The organism is Candidatus Rickettsiella viridis, assembly GCF_003966755.1.
In the GTDB taxonomy this organism is placed as follows: Bacteria; Pseudomonadota; Gammaproteobacteria; order Diplorickettsiales; family Diplorickettsiaceae; genus Rickettsiella_B; species Rickettsiella_B viridis.
The window spans coordinates 558710-577676 of record NZ_AP018005.1; the positions used below are offsets into that span (position 1 = coordinate 558710).

Annotated in this window: 16 protein-coding genes; 6 read left to right on the top strand and 10 right to left on the bottom strand. The window is 34.2% G+C overall.

Annotation, left to right across the window (positions count from 1 at the left end; translation table 11 throughout):
- The first annotated feature begins 12 nt into the window (after nt 1-12).
- The 4 genes from DMP02_RS02615 to DMP02_RS02625 all read left to right on the top strand — a co-directional run bounded on the left by DMP02_RS02615 (nt 13) and on the right by DMP02_RS02625 (nt 4052).
- On the top strand, nt 13-762 hold the full coding sequence (locus tag DMP02_RS02615) for an ABC transporter ATP-binding protein (protein ID WP_126322534.1): 750 nt from the start codon (nt 13-15) through the stop codon (nt 760-762).
- A gap of 108 nt (nt 763-870) precedes the next feature.
- Nucleotides 871-1650: a hypothetical protein gene (locus DMP02_RS02620; RefSeq protein ID WP_126322535.1), complete on the top strand. Its 780-nt coding sequence runs from the start codon at nt 871-873 to the stop codon at nt 1648-1650.
- 638 nt (nt 1651-2288) lie between these two features.
- Nucleotides 2289-2420, top strand: coding sequence for a hypothetical protein (locus tag DMP02_RS07445; protein WP_269471420.1), 132 nt, complete (start codon nt 2289-2291; stop codon nt 2418-2420).
- 240 nt (nt 2421-2660) lie between these two features.
- Entirely contained in the window at nt 2661-4052 is a 1392-nt protein-coding gene (locus DMP02_RS02625) for a methyltransferase domain-containing protein (RefSeq protein WP_126322536.1), read from the top strand.
- Nucleotides 4053-4071: 19 nt separating this feature from the next.
- On the opposite strand, the gene DMP02_RS02630 is transcribed toward DMP02_RS02625, so the two are convergent.
- Genes DMP02_RS02630 through DMP02_RS02640 form a run of 3 tightly spaced genes read right to left on the bottom strand, consistent with a single transcriptional unit; the run spans nt 4072 to nt 8762 of the window.
- Nucleotides 4072-5307 (bottom strand): class I SAM-dependent methyltransferase, encoded by a 1236-nt coding sequence (locus DMP02_RS02630; RefSeq protein ID WP_126322537.1) that lies wholly within the window; start codon nt 5305-5307, stop codon nt 4072-4074.
- 21 nt (nt 5308-5328) lie between these two features.
- Complete coding sequence (locus tag DMP02_RS02635; RefSeq protein ID WP_145985125.1) at nt 5329-7776, bottom strand: glycosyltransferase; 2448 nt, start codon at nt 7774-7776, stop codon at nt 5329-5331.
- 11 nt (nt 7777-7787) lie between these two features.
- Nucleotides 7788-8762, bottom strand: a complete 975-nt coding sequence (locus DMP02_RS02640) for a GDP-mannose 4,6-dehydratase (protein WP_126322539.1) — start codon at nt 8760-8762, stop codon at nt 7788-7790.
- Between the two features lie 134 nt (nt 8763-8896).
- On the opposite strand from DMP02_RS02640, the gene DMP02_RS02645 reads away from it, so the two are divergent.
- The gene (locus tag DMP02_RS02645) at nt 8897-10039 is read left to right on the top strand and encodes a glycosyltransferase family 4 protein (RefSeq protein ID WP_126322540.1); all 1143 of its coding nucleotides are present in this window, start codon (nt 8897-8899) and stop codon (nt 10037-10039) included.
- On the opposite strand, the gene DMP02_RS02650 is transcribed toward DMP02_RS02645, so the two are convergent.
- A complete protein-coding gene (locus tag DMP02_RS02650; RefSeq protein WP_172593965.1) occupies nt 10015-11505 on the bottom strand; it encodes a mannose-1-phosphate guanylyltransferase/mannose-6-phosphate isomerase in 1491 nt (496 codons plus the stop codon). The two genes, DMP02_RS02645 and DMP02_RS02650, sit on opposite strands and share 25 nt — an antisense overlap.
- Nucleotides 11506-11761: 256 nt before the next feature.
- Between DMP02_RS02650 and DMP02_RS02655 the strand changes: the two genes are divergently transcribed.
- On the top strand, nt 11762-12892 hold the full coding sequence (locus DMP02_RS02655) for a glycosyltransferase (RefSeq protein WP_126322542.1): 1131 nt from the start codon (nt 11762-11764) through the stop codon (nt 12890-12892).
- On the opposite strand, the gene DMP02_RS02660 is transcribed toward DMP02_RS02655, so the two are convergent.
- The 6 genes from DMP02_RS02660 to hfq all read right to left on the bottom strand — a co-directional run bounded on the left by DMP02_RS02660 (nt 12889) and on the right by hfq (nt 18955).
- Nucleotides 12889-13821, bottom strand: a complete 933-nt coding sequence (locus tag DMP02_RS02660) for a DUF6492 family protein (protein ID WP_126322543.1) — start codon at nt 13819-13821, stop codon at nt 12889-12891. The genes DMP02_RS02655 and DMP02_RS02660 overlap by 4 nt on opposite strands.
- A 65-nt stretch (nt 13822-13886) precedes the next feature.
- Nucleotides 13887-15173, bottom strand: coding sequence for an adenylosuccinate synthase (locus DMP02_RS02665; protein WP_126322544.1), 1287 nt, complete (start codon nt 15171-15173; stop codon nt 13887-13889).
- The gene (gene hflC, locus DMP02_RS02670) at nt 15170-16054 is read right to left on the bottom strand and encodes a protease modulator HflC (protein WP_126322545.1); all 885 of its coding nucleotides are present in this window, start codon (nt 16052-16054) and stop codon (nt 15170-15172) included. The genes DMP02_RS02665 and hflC overlap by 4 nt, the downstream gene beginning before the upstream one ends.
- The gene (hflK, locus tag DMP02_RS02675) at nt 16051-17229 is read right to left on the bottom strand and encodes an FtsH protease activity modulator HflK (protein ID WP_126322546.1); all 1179 of its coding nucleotides are present in this window, start codon (nt 17227-17229) and stop codon (nt 16051-16053) included. The genes hflC and hflK overlap by 4 nt, the downstream gene beginning before the upstream one ends.
- A 300-nt stretch (nt 17230-17529) precedes the next feature.
- Nucleotides 17530-18699, bottom strand: coding sequence for a ribosome rescue GTPase HflX (gene hflX / locus DMP02_RS02680; protein ID WP_126322547.1), 1170 nt, complete (start codon nt 18697-18699; stop codon nt 17530-17532).
- Nucleotides 18692-18955: an RNA chaperone Hfq gene (gene hfq, locus DMP02_RS02685; protein ID WP_126322548.1), complete on the bottom strand. Its 264-nt coding sequence runs from the start codon at nt 18953-18955 to the stop codon at nt 18692-18694. Before hfq ends, hflX begins: the two co-directional genes overlap by 8 nt.
- Between the last annotated feature and the right edge of the window lie 12 nt (nt 18956-18967).

Consider the following 18967-nt stretch of genomic DNA (forward strand, 5'->3'; position numbering starts at 1 on the left):
AAAGGATAAAAAATGGCCGTTATACAATTAGATTCCGTCTCAGTTAACTTTCCCATCTATAATCTCAATACACGTTCTTTAAAAAAGAAATTTTTGCGTCTAAGTACAGGCGGTTTTTTAAATACAGAAGAAAAAGTTGTTGTAGTCAAAGCCTTAGATAAGGTGACATTTAAATTGAACCATGGCGATCGTGTAGGCCTTATCGGTCATAATGGTGCCGGAAAAAGTACTTTATTACGCGTATTAGCCGGCATTTATGAACCAATCCAAGGTCGTTTCCGTTCTGAAGGAAAAGTTTCATCCTTATTAAATATCATGCTAGGTATTAATCATGAATCTAGTGGTTATGAAAATATCATGGTCAGGGGATTATTATTAGGCCTGACACGCAAAGAAATTCGCATTAAATTAAATGAAATTGCTGAGTTTACCGAGTTAGGCGATTATTTATTTGCACCTGTGCGCACTTATTCGGCAGGCATGCAATTACGCTTAGCGTTTGCCGTTGCTACCTGTATTAAACCCGATATTTTACTCATGGATGAAATGATCGAGGTCGGTGATGCTAATTTTGTAAAAAAGGCGCAGCAGCGTTTGGGAGAGTTTATTAATAAGTCAAGTATATTAGTCTTAGCTTCCCACTCAAATGAAACGATTAAAAGACTTTGTAATAAGGTGGTTTTATTAGAAAAAGGATGTGTTAAATATTTCGGGCCAGTGGAAGAGGGGTTTGAGAAATATAATCAACCTAAGCCATTTTAGGCTTTCAAGTTCGATCAGCATAGAAACGGATAAAATCAAGTTTTTATAAGGTTCCTGGTAGAAAAGTAATCTTTCAACGATGTCCAAGGTTAAATGGAGTTAGTATAGATGTTGAATAAGAAAATCTGGTTTTCTGTCATAGAAATTTTGGTTTTATTATTTATTCTTTTTTGTGTTTCATCATCCTATTTAAGTCAAGAAGCAATAGGCCTGCATTATAATGCTGATATGCTTTATCTTCCCATTGTATTTCAGGATTTATTTCATAATGGTGGCCATTATGTGGATTGGAGCTTAGCGCCAATACCGTATTTTTTCCCTGATTGGATTATTTTTTTTATCGCTTTTATCTTTACTAAGCAGGTATATTTTCAACTACTGGTAGTCGCTTGTCTAAATATATTATTACTTTATTTGTCTATAAGATTAATTTACCAGGCACTTTTTTCTAGTAATAAGGCAGCGCTGTTTGCTTTAATGTCTATTAGTATTTTTACCTTTCTTTCTATCAAATATATCCAGCCTTTCGAGGCGGTTCTTTTACCCAATATTCATGTTGGTGGTTTTACGGTAGGTCTTTTTTATATTTGGATTCAGATTAAATTACTGGCTAAAAAACAAATAAGTCAGTGTAGCACCTGGCTTTTTTTTGCAGTGCTTATTTGTTTTGCTACTGGTATGTCTGATTTACTGTATATTCTTCAATTTACCGTGCCGGTTTTTTTTGGTGTATTGCTTTTTGCTCTTAAAAAGAAAAGTAAATTATCAGCAAGTATTTCTATTCGCTTTATTACCACTCCTGTTTTCTCTGTTAGGAGAGTGGTTGATAAAGTACATCGTGCATCGATCCACTTTGTGGAATTACTTACTAGGGTTTCCTTCCATTAATAAGTTTTCTTTACTATCAATAAAAGAAGATTTTTCCTTATTTATAGTACATTTTTTAAGAACCGTATCGCCTTTTATTTGCTTAGTTTTTTGATTTTTTATGTAAGTATTTTTATTGTTTCCTTGTGTTATTTTGTTTATGTATATTTGATTATTGAAACACAGAGTTTTTTTATATCAATAGTATAAAATTGCTTATATATAGCGCTTGTATTTAAAAATGGGAAAAATAATGAAGGGTGGTATACCCGCTTACATGGCGGGCGAAAGCCACGCTTTTGCTCTACCATTCAGGGATAGAATCGCGATTCTCCCCTTGATAATCCCTATCTAAACCACACTTAGGTCAAATTTTTGATAAAGCAGTGTAAGCCTATGCTTAAGAAGTATTTAGCAATCAATTAATGGTTGATCGAATACGAGTACTGTATGAGAAAATTTTAAATTAAGACTAAGATAAGCGTTATACAAATTTATCAAATGGTTAAACGTTGATTTTTGTACCTGCAGCACATACAATACGACTATTTTTTATCGTGATGAATAGGGAAGATACCTAAGGAAAGTCCCATAATTTATTTATGCTTCCAAATTATTAATTGAGCTTCGATTAGTAATTTACTTTCCGAATAAAGTAGGTGTGCAATAAAGTTGCTGAGTTTACCGAGTTAGGCGATTATTTACTTACATCGATTCGTATTTATTTAGCACTCTTAGCTATTGCTATCTGTATAAAACCAGATACCGTATTTGATGGACGAAATGATTGAAGTAGGTTAACTACTTTTTAAAAAGGATCAAGATCATTTGTATAAACTTATTCAACAATCAAGAATTTTAGTTTCATATCTAAATGAAACAGTAAAAAATTTTCAATAAAGTAATTTTATTGAAAAAAAAATATTGTTAAATAGTTTAAACCTAAAAAATATATAATTTTATAGAAATTATATAAGTAAAAATGCATAAATAATTTGAAAATTTTTATCCATATAAAATAAAGGAATGAAATGTTAAAGTTAATTAAAAGATTTTTTAACCATTTTCCGCGTTTAATACATTTAAAGTTATTATTAACTAATAAATGGGAAATAGCTAAGAATGTTTTCATGATATACAAGCTTTTAAAAAAGATTGAATATTATCAACCATTATATAATTTTAATATTTTTTCTAAAAAAAATCCGCAGCGTAAGTGTATTGATCGAGCTGATACTATTTATAAGGAGATAGTATCGTGGGGAAATAATTCACGCATTTTAGATATTGGTTGTAGTTTAGGGTATTTTTCTTTCTTTTTTGCAGAAAGAAATTTTTTAGTTAATGGAGTGGATTATCATTCTGATAATATTAAGCTGTGTAATAGCTTAAAATGTTTTAACTCAAAAAACGCCACTTTTTCAACAGAAAATTTTTCTGAGTCTTATATTAATAATTTAAACTGTATGCAGTATGATATAGCATTTATTTTCAGTGTGCTGCACCATATTATACATGAGAAAGGATTGTATTATGTTAAGAATTTAATAAATAAATTGCTAGATAAGATCCCGGTATTATTCGTAGAACTTGCTGTTTCAAGAGAAGAAGTTTCTACTGTTTGGATAAATAGTTTACCTGAAAATGAGTTAGCAATTTTCGATTTAGAAAGAGTTGATATTACGCTTATGGGTTATTTTCCTACCCATCTATCTTCTGTTTTACGGCGGTTATATATGGTAAAGAATAAAGTAATTTCTTTAGGAGGTATAGCGTGTAACTTTGTTGGTTTTCGAACATTAGCTTATGAAAAAGCACCTAATTTATGTAGAAAGTATTATGATTGTGGCGATATATTCGTCAAACAATATTTATTAGATAATGATATTAATAATTTAGAAAATATTATAAGAGAAATAGGTGTTTATAATAGTTTACCAAAGAATTCATATATTCCTACGCTAATAAATCATAAAATAAATCATAAAACGGTTGAAATGTTTTTTTTAAAATATCCAGGATATCCTCTTTTTGATTGGTTTATTAAAGGAAAGAAAGTTTTAAATCATGAAATTTTTAAATCGCTTATCGAGTCATTATCATTTTTATTAGACCAAGGCCTATATCATAATGATATTCGTCTATGGAATATTTTATTTGATGGAAAGAAATCTTATTTGATTGATCTTAGTGAAGCTAATTCTTATGAAGTAGAAAGCACTAAAATTTCTTTACAGTGGATAATAAAAGAAATGCATTATTTTACCTGCTATCGAATGCTATATCCTATCTGTGAGGCTCCAAAATTTGATATAAGCATTCTTTCAGATGAATTCAAATTCTTTTACCAACTTTTATCTAGCTCGAGAGATCTTCGTGTTATTTTTGATAATATATTAAATTATGATTGCATTAATGTTTAACTTTTAACATTAATATTATTTACATGACTTCAATATTTGGAAATGGAAAAATAAATTTTCCACCTTTAGATAAATATTCTTGTTCTCTTCGAATAATTTCTGTTTTAAAGTGCCAAGGAAGAACAAGAAAATAGTCTGGATTCATTGCCTTAGCTTCAGCTTCTGAAATAATAGGAATATGCGTTCCTGGCGTTAAGCGACCAAATTTTTCATCATTGACTTCAGCAATAGCTGGAATTTCATTGGTAGTTAGACCGCAAAACTGAAGTAAAACATTACCTTTTGTAGAGGCACCATAACCTAAAATTCGTTTTCCATCGCTAACTAAAAGTTGTATAAAGTTTTTTAATTCATTTCTATGAGCATAAGCGCGCTCTTTAAAAAGTTGATAAGGTTTTACTGTTGATAGTTCCATTAATTCTTCTTGTCTTAAAAGCCAGTTTATTACAGAATAATTAGGTTTAATAGGATTACTAACTTTAGTTGCTATAATAGAAAAACTGCCTCCATTAATGTCATTCATAGTAACATCGACTAGTTTTAAATTAGCTGACTTTAAAATATCGTTAATTACGGCTAAAGAATAATACTCTAAATGCTCATGACAGATAGTATCGTAACTATTTAACCTAAGCATTGCAGGCATATAGCTTTGTTCAAGATGCCAAATACCATTATCATCTAGAATTGATTCAATTTCTTTGGCAAATTGAATTGGGCTTTCGAGATCATAAAACATTGCAATTGAAGTGATTATAGTAGCAAGCTGAGATGTCACTGAAAAATAAGATTCTGCATTAAAAAAATTTGCTACTAATTTGATATCTTTTGAGTAAAAAGAATGAAATTTTTCTCCTGTTGGATCAATACCAATGCGTTCAATATTCGGTGTTGAATAAGCATGTAATAAAGTGCAATCATTGCTTCCAATATCTAAAACAGTATTATCAGCATCTAACTTCACAAATTTTTCTAAATAATGAACTTTACGAGTTAAGTGTTCTATCATTGATCGATTAAGGCTTGAACGATAACCATAATTACTTCCATACATATCTGTAGGTTTACATGAATGATTTAATTGTAAAAGTCCACTACTAGGAGACCATACTAATTCTAAAGGTGCAACAGCTATATCTTCTGTTTTGGTTGCTGGAAAAATACCTGTTAAGGCTTGATTTCCTAAGTTTAATACGCTAATTAAATTTTTATCACCTGAAATCCTACAAGCATCAATTGATTTGTATGTTTCCAATTTTATTCTCCAGAAATAATTTTATGTTAAACAAGCTTTCATAAAGCCACTTGAAAATTTTTCATAAGAAAAATATTTTTTGATATATTCTTTCGCTATTTTTTGATTACTTAAAACTTTTTCTCTATTATCCATTGTATAAAGCACTGCTTCAGAAAATTTTTTACAGTTACCAATATCAATTAATTGTAATGAGTTAGAAATTTCTCCTAATTCTTGTGTAATTTGCGGAATACGTGCCGCTATAATTGGTGTTTCAAGATATAATGCTTCAGTAATTTGCGTAGGAAAATTTCCTTCATTTTCAGAAGTAAATAGAAGCGCTGCTGCTTTTTTATATACATGCGATAACATATGATCTGGTAATTGAGGTAAATGAATGATATAGCGGTTTGAAGTAACTGATTTAAGCGGAGTTGTTAGTACCCCATAAATACATTTTTTTTCCCCTTTTTCTCTTAAGTAATTATTAATTAAGAATACTGTTTGTGTGAAATCACTTAAACGTTTAGAAGGTCTATCACGTGTTGGATAAAAAACAAATAGAGAGGGTAATTCTATATTATTATCAAGTAAAAATTTTTTTTTAGCGTGTTCTTTTTCTTTATTGAGATAAGGGAGTGGAAATACATGAATTTTTTCCTTTTTTACCTGTAGATAGGTATTTGGAAGATAATTTTTAGTTACTTGAGAGTTAGTAAAAATAGTTTTAGCCTTTTTAGCTATTATTTTTCCAATTATTTTATATACCCAGCGATCTCCCATTTCTCTGTAGTTTGGATAAAAATGCGGTAAATAATCAGGTAAATATAAATAAATATTTTTTTTACTAAATATATATTCAGGAAATAAAAAATAATGTGGTATTATAATTTTTTTGATAGAAGTATCATGATTTAATTTATATACATACGGTAGGGAATATATATATTCAAATATTTTCCTTATAGTAATGATAATGCCGACGGTGATTTTAAATAATTTGAGATAATTTCTATTATCTATTGTCTTACTAATTTTATTTTCTAATTTTTCTAAAAATGGAAGTTTATTTTCAATGATGAGTATCTTTATATTTGATATGTTTTTTACGTGCTCAGAAATAAACCCATGTATTTTTCCAAAGGAATCTCGAGCACTGGTGATGATTATGTTATGATTTTTATTGGCTAATTCTTCTGTTAAGAGTCGTGTGACACGTGCAATCCCTTCTGAACAATGATAGCTTTGGTTTGTCTTATGAATAAAGGGTCCAAATTTATGAAAGGGTATTAATATAGATTTGTCATTAGGTTGAGTAGATTTTAATTTTATAAAATTATTCTTTTTTGGTTTATAAATGATACTTTTTAAGGAATTGTCTTTTTTAGTTAATGCTGTTTCTATGGCCTTGTCAAAAATAGGCCAAACATAGCTAGGATCATAGAGCATTCTAACGCTTTCCTGGCTGGCTATGATTTCCTGTATTAGAATGTTATCACCTTTTTGTATCTGCTTAGCTAATTTAGCAAGTTGATTGATATCTTTAGCTTCGCCAGGCGTTGATGTGTTAAAAGAGTTTGCTAATAAAGATCCTTTTAAAAAAATAACAGGGCCACCTAATGTCATAAATTCAATAGGAGGTAAATAGCAAACGCTAGGATCGGAATAATGATATATGAAACCTCGTAATCTTATGAAATGGTTTAACTGTTCATTTCGATTCAATGTCCCCATAACCTGTGGATCAGAAACAGGTATAATTTGAATACCAAATACTTTATAATTAGGATCGGAAAAGTGACGTTTTATCTGTTGGTAATGTTGATGATAATAAAGGTTGTCAAGCGCTCTAGGACACATCATTCCCATCGTATTTAATTCAGTCTTGAATCTCCAGGTGTCTTTTTTTTCTATAATATCATCTGCTAAACAATAGGGGATACTTTGAGGGGATAGCTGTTGTAACCAATGATCTTCAGGTAAAAGAGCTACATTACTATGAGGATATAACCAAAAATCTTCATGTTCTGATATGAGATCAATAATGTGATTGTTGATCATATATTGTGATAGGTTATAGTTTTGCCCATAAATTCGATAGATCACTTTCCCATGATATACGTCGAGTATATTTTTTAACCAATCCGGATTAATAGTAACGATAACAGTTCCAAAATATTCGTTAAGAATTTCTGCAGCTTGTTTTGGTATAGAAGTATAGAAGAAATTAGTGTTAGAAAGGATAGAAATTGCTTCTTTGGGAAGGGAGCTAGGAGCCTGCTTCCAGTCCATAGCAGCTGATTGGTCTATAGTCGTGCTTAAATAAGGTGGATTAAATACTTCATAGCCTAATATCCTAAGCCGATTGAGCTCAGTTTTTATAAGTAATTTGTGTGCACCTAACCAGAATATACGTTTGTTCTTTAAATTAACCATATTTAAGGAAGTTTTTCCAATGAGATCTAAACGAGGGGTATCTATGTACATATAAGTTAGATTTAATTAGTAACTAATACGCGTTTCATATCAGCATCTACCATCATAGTAATTAATGTTTCCAGCGTCGTTTCTGCTTGCCAATTTAGTTTGGTTTTTGCTTTTTGGGGATCTCCTAAAAGGATATCTACTTCGGCAGGCCGTATTAATTTTTGATCAGTATTTATATACTCCTTATAATCTAAGCCAACATGGTTAAAAGCTAATTGGCATAATTGTTCTACGGTTGTACTGCGTCCGGTTGCGATAACATAATCATCGGGTTGGTTTTGTTGTAACATTAGCCACATTGCCTCAACATAATCGCCTGCAAAACCCCAATCACGTTTTGCGGATATGTTTCCTAAAGAAAGTTTTTTTAGCTTTTTTTGTTTAATACATGCAACGGCGTGGCTTATTTTACGAGTGACAAATTCTAAACCTCTTAAAGGTGATTCATGATTAAAAAGGATTCCATTGGAAGCGTGCATTCCAAAACTTTCACGATAATTAACAGTAATCCAGTAACCATAGACTTTGGCTACTGCATAAGGACTGCGAGGATAAAAAGGTGTTTTTTCGTTTTGCGTTTGCTCTTGAATTAGGCCAAATATTTCACTACTTGAAGCTTGATAAAATTTAGCTTTAGAGTTTGTTAAGCGTATAGCTTCTAACAGATTAGTAACACCCAATGCAGTAACCTGGCCTGTTAAACTGGGTTGTTCCCATGAAGTGCCTACAAAGCTTTGCGCTGCCAGATTATAGACTTCATCTGCTTCCGATAATTCCATAGCACGCACTAAGGAAGAGGGGTCTATCATATCACCATTAATTAATTCAACTTGGTCTAAAAGGCCTAATTCACGCAACCGCCATTGACTGTCGCTGGTACGTCGGGCGACCAGCCCATAAACCTTATATTTTTTTTGTAGCAAAAGTTTTGCAAGGTAAGCGCCATCTTGACCCGTTATTCCCGTAATTAATGCTCTTTTTGTCATCCTAGAACCCATTACTCAATATAGGATTTAACAATATAGCAAATTTTTTATAGGAGCTCTAGTAAGAAGTAATATATTATGGTTGTTCTTTAGAATTGAAGTATTTAAAAAACCATTAATTTTTGAAGGATCGTATGTCAATCAAAGTGTTTTTAACGCGTTATGGATTAAAACCTCCACTAACAGGCATTGGTTGGTATGCTTCGAATTTGATGCAAGGATTATTAGCACATCATACTATTAAGTCATTAATGCTAGTGCCTTCTATCGATAGAGTTAATAGAAAAGAAAAAAAAATTTTTTTTGGAATAAAAAAGTTAGTTCAATGCTCTTCTATCGCTTATAGAAGCTTATATCATTATCAAAATATTGTTTTTCATGGTAAATCCCATTCTTTTGAACAACAAGGATTTCTTTATCATGAACCAAGCTGTATTTTGAGACCTTATTCTGGTGTTAAAATTTGTACAGTACATGATCTCTCTTATATCCATTATTCTGAATATCATCCACGAGGAAGGGTCAAGTTTTTATTTCGATATTTACCTAAAAGTGTTGATATGGCAGATCATATTATCACAGGATCTGATTTTGTTCGCAAAGAATTAATAGATTATTTCAAGATACCTACGGAGAAAATAACTACGGTTCATCATGGCGTATCTTTTGCTTTTAGACCACGCCAAATGAATGAAGTTGATAAGGTACTGAATCATTATGGCTTATTAGGGAAAACATATATTTTAAGTGTAGGAACTTTAGAGCCTAGAAAAAATTTAGAACGGTTACTTAATGCATTTACTCAACTGCCAGAAGCGCAGCGTAAACGATATCCTTTGGTTTTAGTCGGGTTAAGCGGTTGGCGAGTACATAAGTTGGAGAAGCTTATTAAGCAATTAATGAAAAAGGGAGTACTTTATTGTTTAGGTTATGTACGTAGTGAGGATTTACCTTATTTATATTCAGGTGCTTATGGCTTTGTTTATTTATCATTGTATGAGGGGTTTGGGTTACCTCTATTAGAAGCATTAGCTAGTGGTATTCCTACCTTATGTTCTGCCACATCCAGTATGCCGGAAGTAGTGGGGTACGCTGCATTATTAGTTAACCCTTTTGATATTGATTTAATCAAAGAGAAATTAACTCAACTGTTAACAGATAATTGTCTCCGTAAAAAGCTGAAGAAAGCAGGTCCCTTACAGGCCGCTAAATTTTCGTGGGGAAACTGTGTTGATAATACAGTTAAGGTTTATCAAAAAGTATTAGCCGTTTCTTGATGCGCAGTATCTTGTCTATGATAATCATCTTCTAGTCGGATAATATCATCTTCACCTAAATACGATCCAATTTGTGTTTCAATGATAACGAGGGATTTATTTGTTAAATTTTTTAACCGATGCTTATGGCCAGTTTGGATAAATGTCGATTCTTTTTCCTTTAATGTAAGTTTATCTAAATTATTTTCCACAGTAGCAACACCTTCTATTACAACCCAGTGTTCACAACGATGCTGGTGTATTTGTAAAGATAAGCTGCTGTTAGGGTTTACAACGATTCGTTTTATTTTATAGTTTTTTTCTTCATTTAGGACTGTAAAATGTCCCCAGGGTCGATAGACTGTATGATAATGTTGATAGGAATCTTGTTTGTTTTCTTTTAGTTCCGTAACAATTTGTTTAATCATTTGTGTATCTTCCTGATTAGAAATCAGTAAAGCATCACATGTATCGATAACGATTAAATTATTTAAACCTAACCCAACAATCAAACGATTTTTTTGTTGATTTTTATTATAGATAGTCGTATTTTTGCTATTTTTTAAAATAACTTTACCAACAGTACAATTATTATTTTTATCAGCGTTTAAAAGTTTTTGAAATGTATTCCATGTGCCTACATCAGACCAACGAAAACTAGCGGGTATTACGGCTATATTTTTTATTTTTTCTGATATAGCATAGTCGATTGAAAGTGTTTCTAATTTTTTAAAACTATCAGTATCTAAATATACTTTTTCTACTAAACCTTTTTTTAAAAAAATATTTTTTTTAGTAATATCCCAGCAAACTAAAGCTTTGTCATAAAGTGTTGGGTTATATTTTTTTATAGATGAAACTAATGTCGTTATAGAAAAGCAATAAATTCCAGAATTCCACAAGTAATTCTTTTCCTCTAGAAATTTTTTTGCAACTTGTATTGATGGTTTTTCATAAAAATTTTCTACGTGGTAACCTTGAGAGTTAGCATAGCAATTCGCATAGTGAATATACCCGTAACCTATTTCTGGTTTATCTGGAGTAATGCCAAAAGTTACGACGAGTCCTTGTTTTGCTAATTCTGTAGCTTGTTGTACGCAGCAATGAAATTGAGTTTCATTGTCAATGGTATGATCGGCAGGTAATATTAATAGGATGGCTTCAGGGGAAATGATTTTTTGAATAAAAAAAGCACTAAAAAGAATAGCGGGTGCTGTATCTTTTGAAACCGGTTCAAGTAAGAAACGAAATTGTACTTTTTTTTCAAGGTTTAGCTGAGAAAGTTCTTGTCTACTTTGTTCATAATAGGCAGTATTAGTGGTTGTTATAATTTGCGTTACATCAGGTAGATTAGCTGCACGTTTAAAGGTTGCCTGTAATAGGGAAGTTGAGTCACCGAATTGCATAAAAGGCTTAGGACACGCTTCACGAGAGATAGGCCATAGCCGACTACCGTTTCCGCCAGATAATATAATAGGAACTAGCATTTCCATCATCCTTAAATTAACTTGGTGTAGTTTCGAGCCAAATATTATCTTAATACAAAATAATTAATAAGCCATAAATGAATCTAATGACATAACCTATTGATAAAGGTTATGTTTGTATCAAGCAGGAATATTGGAACATATAGCGGTGAGTATATCAATACTTTGTTATCTCTTTTGTTAAATTATCGATTTAATGGATAAAGTATATTACCCTTCATGATTTATTATTAAATTGCATTAGGATTTTAGTTTTATGGAACGAATTTTACACATTGGAAAATTTTCTCAGGGAAAAGTTGGGGGTATTGAAACGGCATTAGATAACTTAATAAATGGGCTAAGCCCTTTTTTCCAATTATTTAAAGTAGTATCTAATAACCATTTTAAATTAGAAACGATAAAAAAGCCTCAGCATTTGGAAGTAAATGTTCCTTCGATGGGTTTATTAGCGAATACTCCCATTTGTCCGACGATGGCCTATCATGTAAAAAAAATGCATAAACGGTTTAACTTCTCTATCGTTCATCTGCATTTACCGAATCCCATGGCGCATTTTTCATCCGAGTTTTTACCCGCATCGGTAAAACGAATTGTGAGTTGGCATAGTGATATCGTTAAACAAAAGCATTTACTGCCCTTTTATCAGCCTTGGGTAGGCAGATTATTAGAAAAAAGCGCGGCTGTTATTGTTGCCACGCATGATTTGGCTGAAAAATCATCACAACTTGCTATAGCTAGAAAAAAGGGTATTCTTCATGTTATTCCTTATGGGATAGATATTAACTCTTTTAATGCAGAAGATAGTCGAATTGCAGTTGACATGCTTCGCAAGAAGTTTAAGGGTAAATTCATTATTTTTTCTTTAGGTCGACATGTCGCATATAAGGGATTTTGCTATTTAATTGAAGCAATGAGTTATATGCAGGACGATTGTATTTTGCTGTTAGGTGGCGAAGGGCCTTTAACGATGCAATTGAAAAAACAAGTTAAAGGCTTAGGATTAACACAGCGTATTCACTTTTTAGGTCAATTACCAACTAGAAAATTAACAACTTATTTTCATGCTTGTCATGTATTTTGCATGTCTTCTATAGAAAAAAATGAAGCATTTGGCCTTGTTCAATTAGAGGCTATGGCTTGCACTAAACCAGTGGTTAGTTGTGACTTGGGAAATGATGATATGGTTAATCAAGATGGTATTACGGGGCTGGTTGTACCACCTAAATCACCTGTTTTTTTAGCAAATGCTTTAACTAAACTTTATCAAGAGCCCGTCTTACGTCGCCAATTGGGAGAAGCGGCTTATTCTTATGTAAAAGAAAAATATACATATGGAAGAATGGTTAATACAGTCCAAGCGCTATATGAGGATGTATTGCGCTAGAATTCGAATATTTTTCGAATGAATTGACCAATGATTTTTTTGGAAAAGTTGTGTTTTACAGGTATTTTTATTACTTCCCGTCCCAACATTGATGCTATATTTTTCATATACTTATAATAAGAATGTTCAGTTGGATATTCAGGGTATCGTTGGCACATACTCCACATAGCATCGGATTTAAATTGATTAAATATGTGATCATCATGGACATCATACCATCCTAAAAGATTATTATATGTTGCTGTTGGTGTGATCTTTTCAAAAAGATTAAAAGTATTTGCCATTCCATAAAAATCATAATCAGAAAAGGCGAGATCACTTTTGTTAAATAGGGTATGTAGATTCAGTTCTAAATCAGTTTCTTTTGTTAATCTAGACCATAAATGTGCTAAGTTTTTTGTAGAAAAAATTTGTACGCCAGAAATATGGCGTTGATAATTATCAGAATTAGCATATGTCATAATTTCTTTACATTCGGGTAAACCTGCTAATAGATAAGCTGCGCCTCGATACATTTTATAGTCCCAGTCTGGTTTGCGTTGCGAGCTAATCCAATGTAAATACCTTGGTTTTCTATCGGGCTCAAAGAATCGTGATTCATCCCAATTAGAAAATGGAAAGAATTCACTATCTAAAATAAAAACTAAATCTTCTTTAATATAACGATCAATAGATAGGCGTAAAAATTGTTGTTTATACCAGCCAGAATTTCGATATTTTTCATTCCATGAAATAGCGGGAAACCGATCTTTTAGATTAATATCATTCTCATCAATATATTCTGCGCCTAAGGCAGTAAATTTTTTTTTATCATGCGGTGCTAGGTTGCCAGCAATAATGATTTTATTTTTGTTTAATGCCTTAAGTGTTTTAACGCAAATTAATGCGGGTATAATATGGTGTTTTCCTATTGTAATGAAATAAATCATATTGACTCTCCATATTGAAGGAAGCCATTAAAAAGCAAAAATAGTTTTTTAATGAATTATATAGACTAAAATATTTTATTTAATACAATCGTTTCCTCCCTATCCGCCCCTGTAGAGATGATGCTAATAGGAACACCGGTTAATTCCTCAATACGCCGTAAATACTTTTGTGCATTAGCCGGTAATTTCGAGAATTCTTTAATCGGTGTGGTGGATGTTTTCCAACCCGAATGTTCTTCATAAATGGGAACACAGCGCGCTAAATCTTCGGGATTGAGTGGTAAATCATTGAGCTGCTTGCCGTCTAATTGATAAGCAGTACAAATTTTAATGGTTTCCATTTCATCTAATACATCTAATTTTGTTAGACATAAGCTAGAAATACTATTGAGCTGTACCGCCCTACGTAATAAGACGCTGTCTAACCAACCACAACGACGCGGACGTTTGGTGACACTACCGTATTCATGGCCACGATCGCGTAAGGTCTGTCCATCTTCATCGAGCAATTCAGTTGGAAATACACCATTACCCACGCGTGTGCTATAGGCTTTACTAATACCTAATACCGCGTCGAAATGACGTATGCCTAAGCCACTGCCTGTTGCAGCGGCACCGGCAATGGTATTTGAGGAGGTGACAAAAGGGTAAGTGCCTTGATCGATATCTAAAAAGGTTCCTTGTGCACCTTCAAACAACAATGGTTTTTTTTCTTGTTGGTATTTTGCTAAAAGAGCGGGTATGTCGGTAATTAAAGGGGTTAATTTTTTGGCCATCTCTAGCAATGCAGCTAAGGTTTGATCGTAATCAATGGTAGGGATTTTATAATAATGTTGTAGCAGAAAGTTATGATAATCCAACAAGATTTTTAATTTTTCAGCCAACTGTTTAGGATTAAAAAAGTCACTCATACGTAAACCACGTCGTGCCACCTTATCTTCATAAGCAGGCCCTATGCCGCGTTTGGTGGTACCAATGGCATTTTTTGAGTCGCTTTCACGCGCTTCATCGAGTGCAATATGCGAAGCTAAGATGAGTGGACAACTAGCACTAATGCGTAACCGTTGGCTTGCAGGAATACCTTTTTCTTCTAGCTCATTCATTTCTTTGAGTAGGGCTTCCGGTGAAATAACCACACCATTACCAATTAAACATTCTACGCCAGCATGCAAAATGCCGGAGGGAATTAAGCGCAAAATAGTTTTTTTGCCTTGAATGACGAGCGTGTGGCCCGCATTATGCCCGCCTTGAAATCGTACTACCGCTTTAACCTGAGGGGTTAATAAGTCAACAATCTTGCCTTTGCCTTCATCGCCCCATTGGCAGCCAACAATAATAAGGGTTTTTGTCATGATTTAAGTCTCAGTTTTTCTTTGTCGTTAAAAAAGCTAGCTTTTGTATTTAATACGAGAAAGTTATTGTTAGTGGATGATTGTGTAAAGCCTTTTTTATAGGCTTCTAAATTAAGATAAAAAGTCGCGAATTGAGGGTTTTGCTGATAAGCCGCGGTATAGATTTTTGCAGCCTCTGCATCGCCTTGGCCGCGAATCAACGCCGCTTCTTCGGTGGCTTTTGCCAGTTCTAAAGCTGCTTCATTATCGGCTTTTAGACGAATGTTTTCGGCATTGGCTTTACCCATCGCACGTTGTTCTAGTGCGATTTGTGCTTGTTCTAAACGTCTTTTTTCTAATAGTGTGTTGTTAGCTTCAGTAGGGAAGTCGATTGATTTAAACCCGATGTCAACCAGAGAAATACCCAGTGTTTTGAGTTGCTGGTTCGCTTGCGCCTGTATGACTTCGGTCGAAGCATTTGGGCTGCTAATCATGGTATTTAGCGTGTTACGCGCACATTCATTTTGTAATAGCGTATTAATGATTTGTGTTAAGCGTTGTTGCGTTTGTTGGCTATCATTATGTGTTTGTTGGTAATATAAAACAGGATCAATAATTTTCCATTTTGTATAATAATCGATAAGCAATGGATGCCCATCGGCGGTTAAAAGGTTGGATTTTGTAAAAGAGATGCTGCGTATACGCAGGTCAATTTGTTCAGGCCGCACAAAAAAAGGCAGTGTGAAGTGTAAACCCGGTTCTGCTTGCGAGATTGCTGTGTTGCCTTTTTCTAATAGCGCCGTATGGCCTTCCGCGACGGTATAAATACTCTGGTAACTTAGAAATAAAGTTGCTATTAAAAAGCCTAGAATAAGTATAGTTTTATTTTTAGTCAGGCTCATTCATAACCTCCGGTTATATTATAACTACTGGGCACCTTATCATTTTTTGCGGGCGTTGCCATGCTAAGTACCGTGTTTGGTTTTGTTGCAGCCGTTGTTTGAGTAGAAGCCATGGTGGTCGGTGCTACTCCACTTTGCTTTGTCATATTATCTACATTTAAAGAAAGTGAGGTATTGCTGGGAATATCGAGCAGCATTTTATGACTATTTGCCATCATAGCTTGCATGGCATCTAAATAAAGCCGTTTACGTGTCAAGAGTGGCGATGCTTCATACGCAGGTAGTAGCGCTAAGAAACGTGCTGTTTCTGCTTTTGCTTTTAAGATCACTTCTTGCTGATAATTTTTTGCATTGGCGATTAAATTTTTTGCTTCGCCTTGCGTTTTGGGTTCTAATTGCAGGGCGTACGTTTTAGCTTGATTTTCAAGCTGCTCTTTTTCGGCTTGTGCTTGCGTCACTTCTTCGAATGATGCTTTTAATTCTTCGGGCGCTTGAATCGTTTGGATTTCAAGATTACTGACGGTTAAGCCTGTCGCGTATTGAGCCAGCAATGCATCAACTTTGCTTTGCAGCGTTTGTTGGAGCGAGAAAAGATTCGCGGTTAAAAGCTGGGCTAAAGAAAATTGGCTTAAGGTTTGATGGGTAGCATTCGCTATCGCGTCTTGTAAACTTTGCAAGGATTGCGTATCAGCAAAGAGATATTGGCGTGCATTGTCTACAGCATAGCGTGCTTTTATGACTAAAGAGACCTTGTTTTCATCGCGGGTTAATAAATTAGTTTCGTAAGAAAAGGCAACGTTTTTTTCTGAAATAATATAACGTGTTTCAAGCGGTCTAAAAATCCAATGGTGTCCTTGCGAAAGTGTGGCATGATATTTCCCAAAACGGGTAATTACCGCTTGTTCAGAAGGTGCTACGCTGAAAAAACCGGAAAATAGCCAGCTTAAGAAAAGCGCACTAAAAATCAATCCTAAAATTTTAATGTTGAATTGAGCTGGTAAAAAGGTTTTTGTAAAAGCACGGGTATTCTTATTGAGTGCTTTTAGTTTAAAGAATGCAGCAATTTTTTTGCGTAAGTCACGTAAAAAAGCTTCTAGGTCCGGCGGGGTCTGTTTGGGTCGACCGGTCCACGGATCTTTATTATTACTCGAATTACCCGGTTCATTCCAGGGCATAAGTGGCTCCAGTTGTTTTTAATAAGTTATGGCTCCAAGTAGCCTTGAAGTTGCTAATACCCTCGTCATCCTCGGCGAAAGCCGAGGATCCAGAAAATAAGGTTTATTTTATTATGGACCCTGACTTTCGTCAGGGCGACGCCCATTGTAATTTAATTTGATGGTAAAAGTTACTAGGCATTTTAGGCATGCTAGGTAGTTAGCGCAACTATTAATTCTAAAATGGGCTTTATCATGAAATATAAGAACACGTCATGGCGAGGCCAGAACTAAGTTCTGGCCGTGGCCATCCGGGAAAAGTTAGACTATGTCACTGGATTGCCGCGCGCTACGCGCTCGCAATGACGAACTGAATGATTGGTTAGAAGTTGGGGTTTGTTTCGCAAGTAGCAGCTCGTACAGCGCTTGCTGTAATAAGCTAATGCCTTCGCCCGTACTCGCCGATATCCAAACTTTGCTGGGTAATCCCGTACTATCGCGTTCTAAATGGGGTGTCGTGTCGTTTAGCAAATCAATTTTATTGTAAACGAGTAGTTGTGGAATTTGCTTGGCCTGAATTTTTTCCAGTACATGCTGAACTTCTTTATTGCGTTCTAGCTTATCGGTGCTGGTGGCATCAATAACGTGTATCAACAGGTTAGCTTCTTGTGTTTCTTCTAAGGTTGCGCTGAAAGCTTCGATTAAGTCATGTGGAAGCTGGCGAATAAAACCAACCGTATCCGCCAAAATGGCAGGGGTGCCATTGTATAGGCGTAAGCGACGTATGCTTGGATCTAACGTTGCAAAAGGTTGATTAGCGGCGAGAACCGTGGCGCCGGTTAATGCATTAAACAGTGTTGATTTACCTGTATTGGTATAGCCTATCAAAGAAATATGGCTTAACTGCGATTTCCGTCTAGCACGTTGGCTTTGCGCGCGTTGTTTTTGTACTTTGGCTAAACGTTTTTTGATGGTTTTAATTTGTTGCCGAATAAGACGTTTATCCGATTCTAGCTGTGTTTCCCCAGGGCCGCGTAAACCAATGCCACCGCGTTGTCGTTCTAAGTGAGTCCAGCCACGAATGAGTCGCGTTGACATATGCTGTAGCTGAGCCAATTTGACTTGCAATTTTCCTTCAAAAGTACGTGCACGTTGAGCGAAGATATCGAGAATCAAACCAATACGCCCTACGACACGACACTGTAATTGTTGTTCTAAATTGCGTTCTTGTGCAGGGGATAAGTCATGGTTGAAGATGACTAATTTTGCGTGATGAGCGGTTAATGCGGCGTGCACTTCATCTACCTTTCCAAGTCCTATAAAGTACTTTGCGAAAGGTGTTCGTTGTCTCCCTAAAATTAAATGCATTGGTTTTGCGCCCGCCGCTAGAGCTAGCTCATGAAATTCTTCAACAATTTCCTTACTTTCGGTTTGTTCAAAGTGAATATGTACTAATATCGCTAGCTCACCGCTCTGCGGACGTTCAAACATTAATGCTTTCTAATTCCTCATCTTTTTCAGTTTTTGTAGGACAAATAGCTAAACTCACATTTCGTGCAGGCACGACAGTTGAAATAGCATGTTTGTAGACCATCTGGCTTACTGAGTTTTTTAATAACACCACAAATTGATCGAAAGACTCTACTAAGCCCTGCAGTTTGATTCCATTCACAAGATAAATTGAAACGGGGAATTTATCTGTACGCAGCGCGTTTAGAAAAGGATCTTGTAGTTGCCCTTTAGACATAATTAGCTTCTC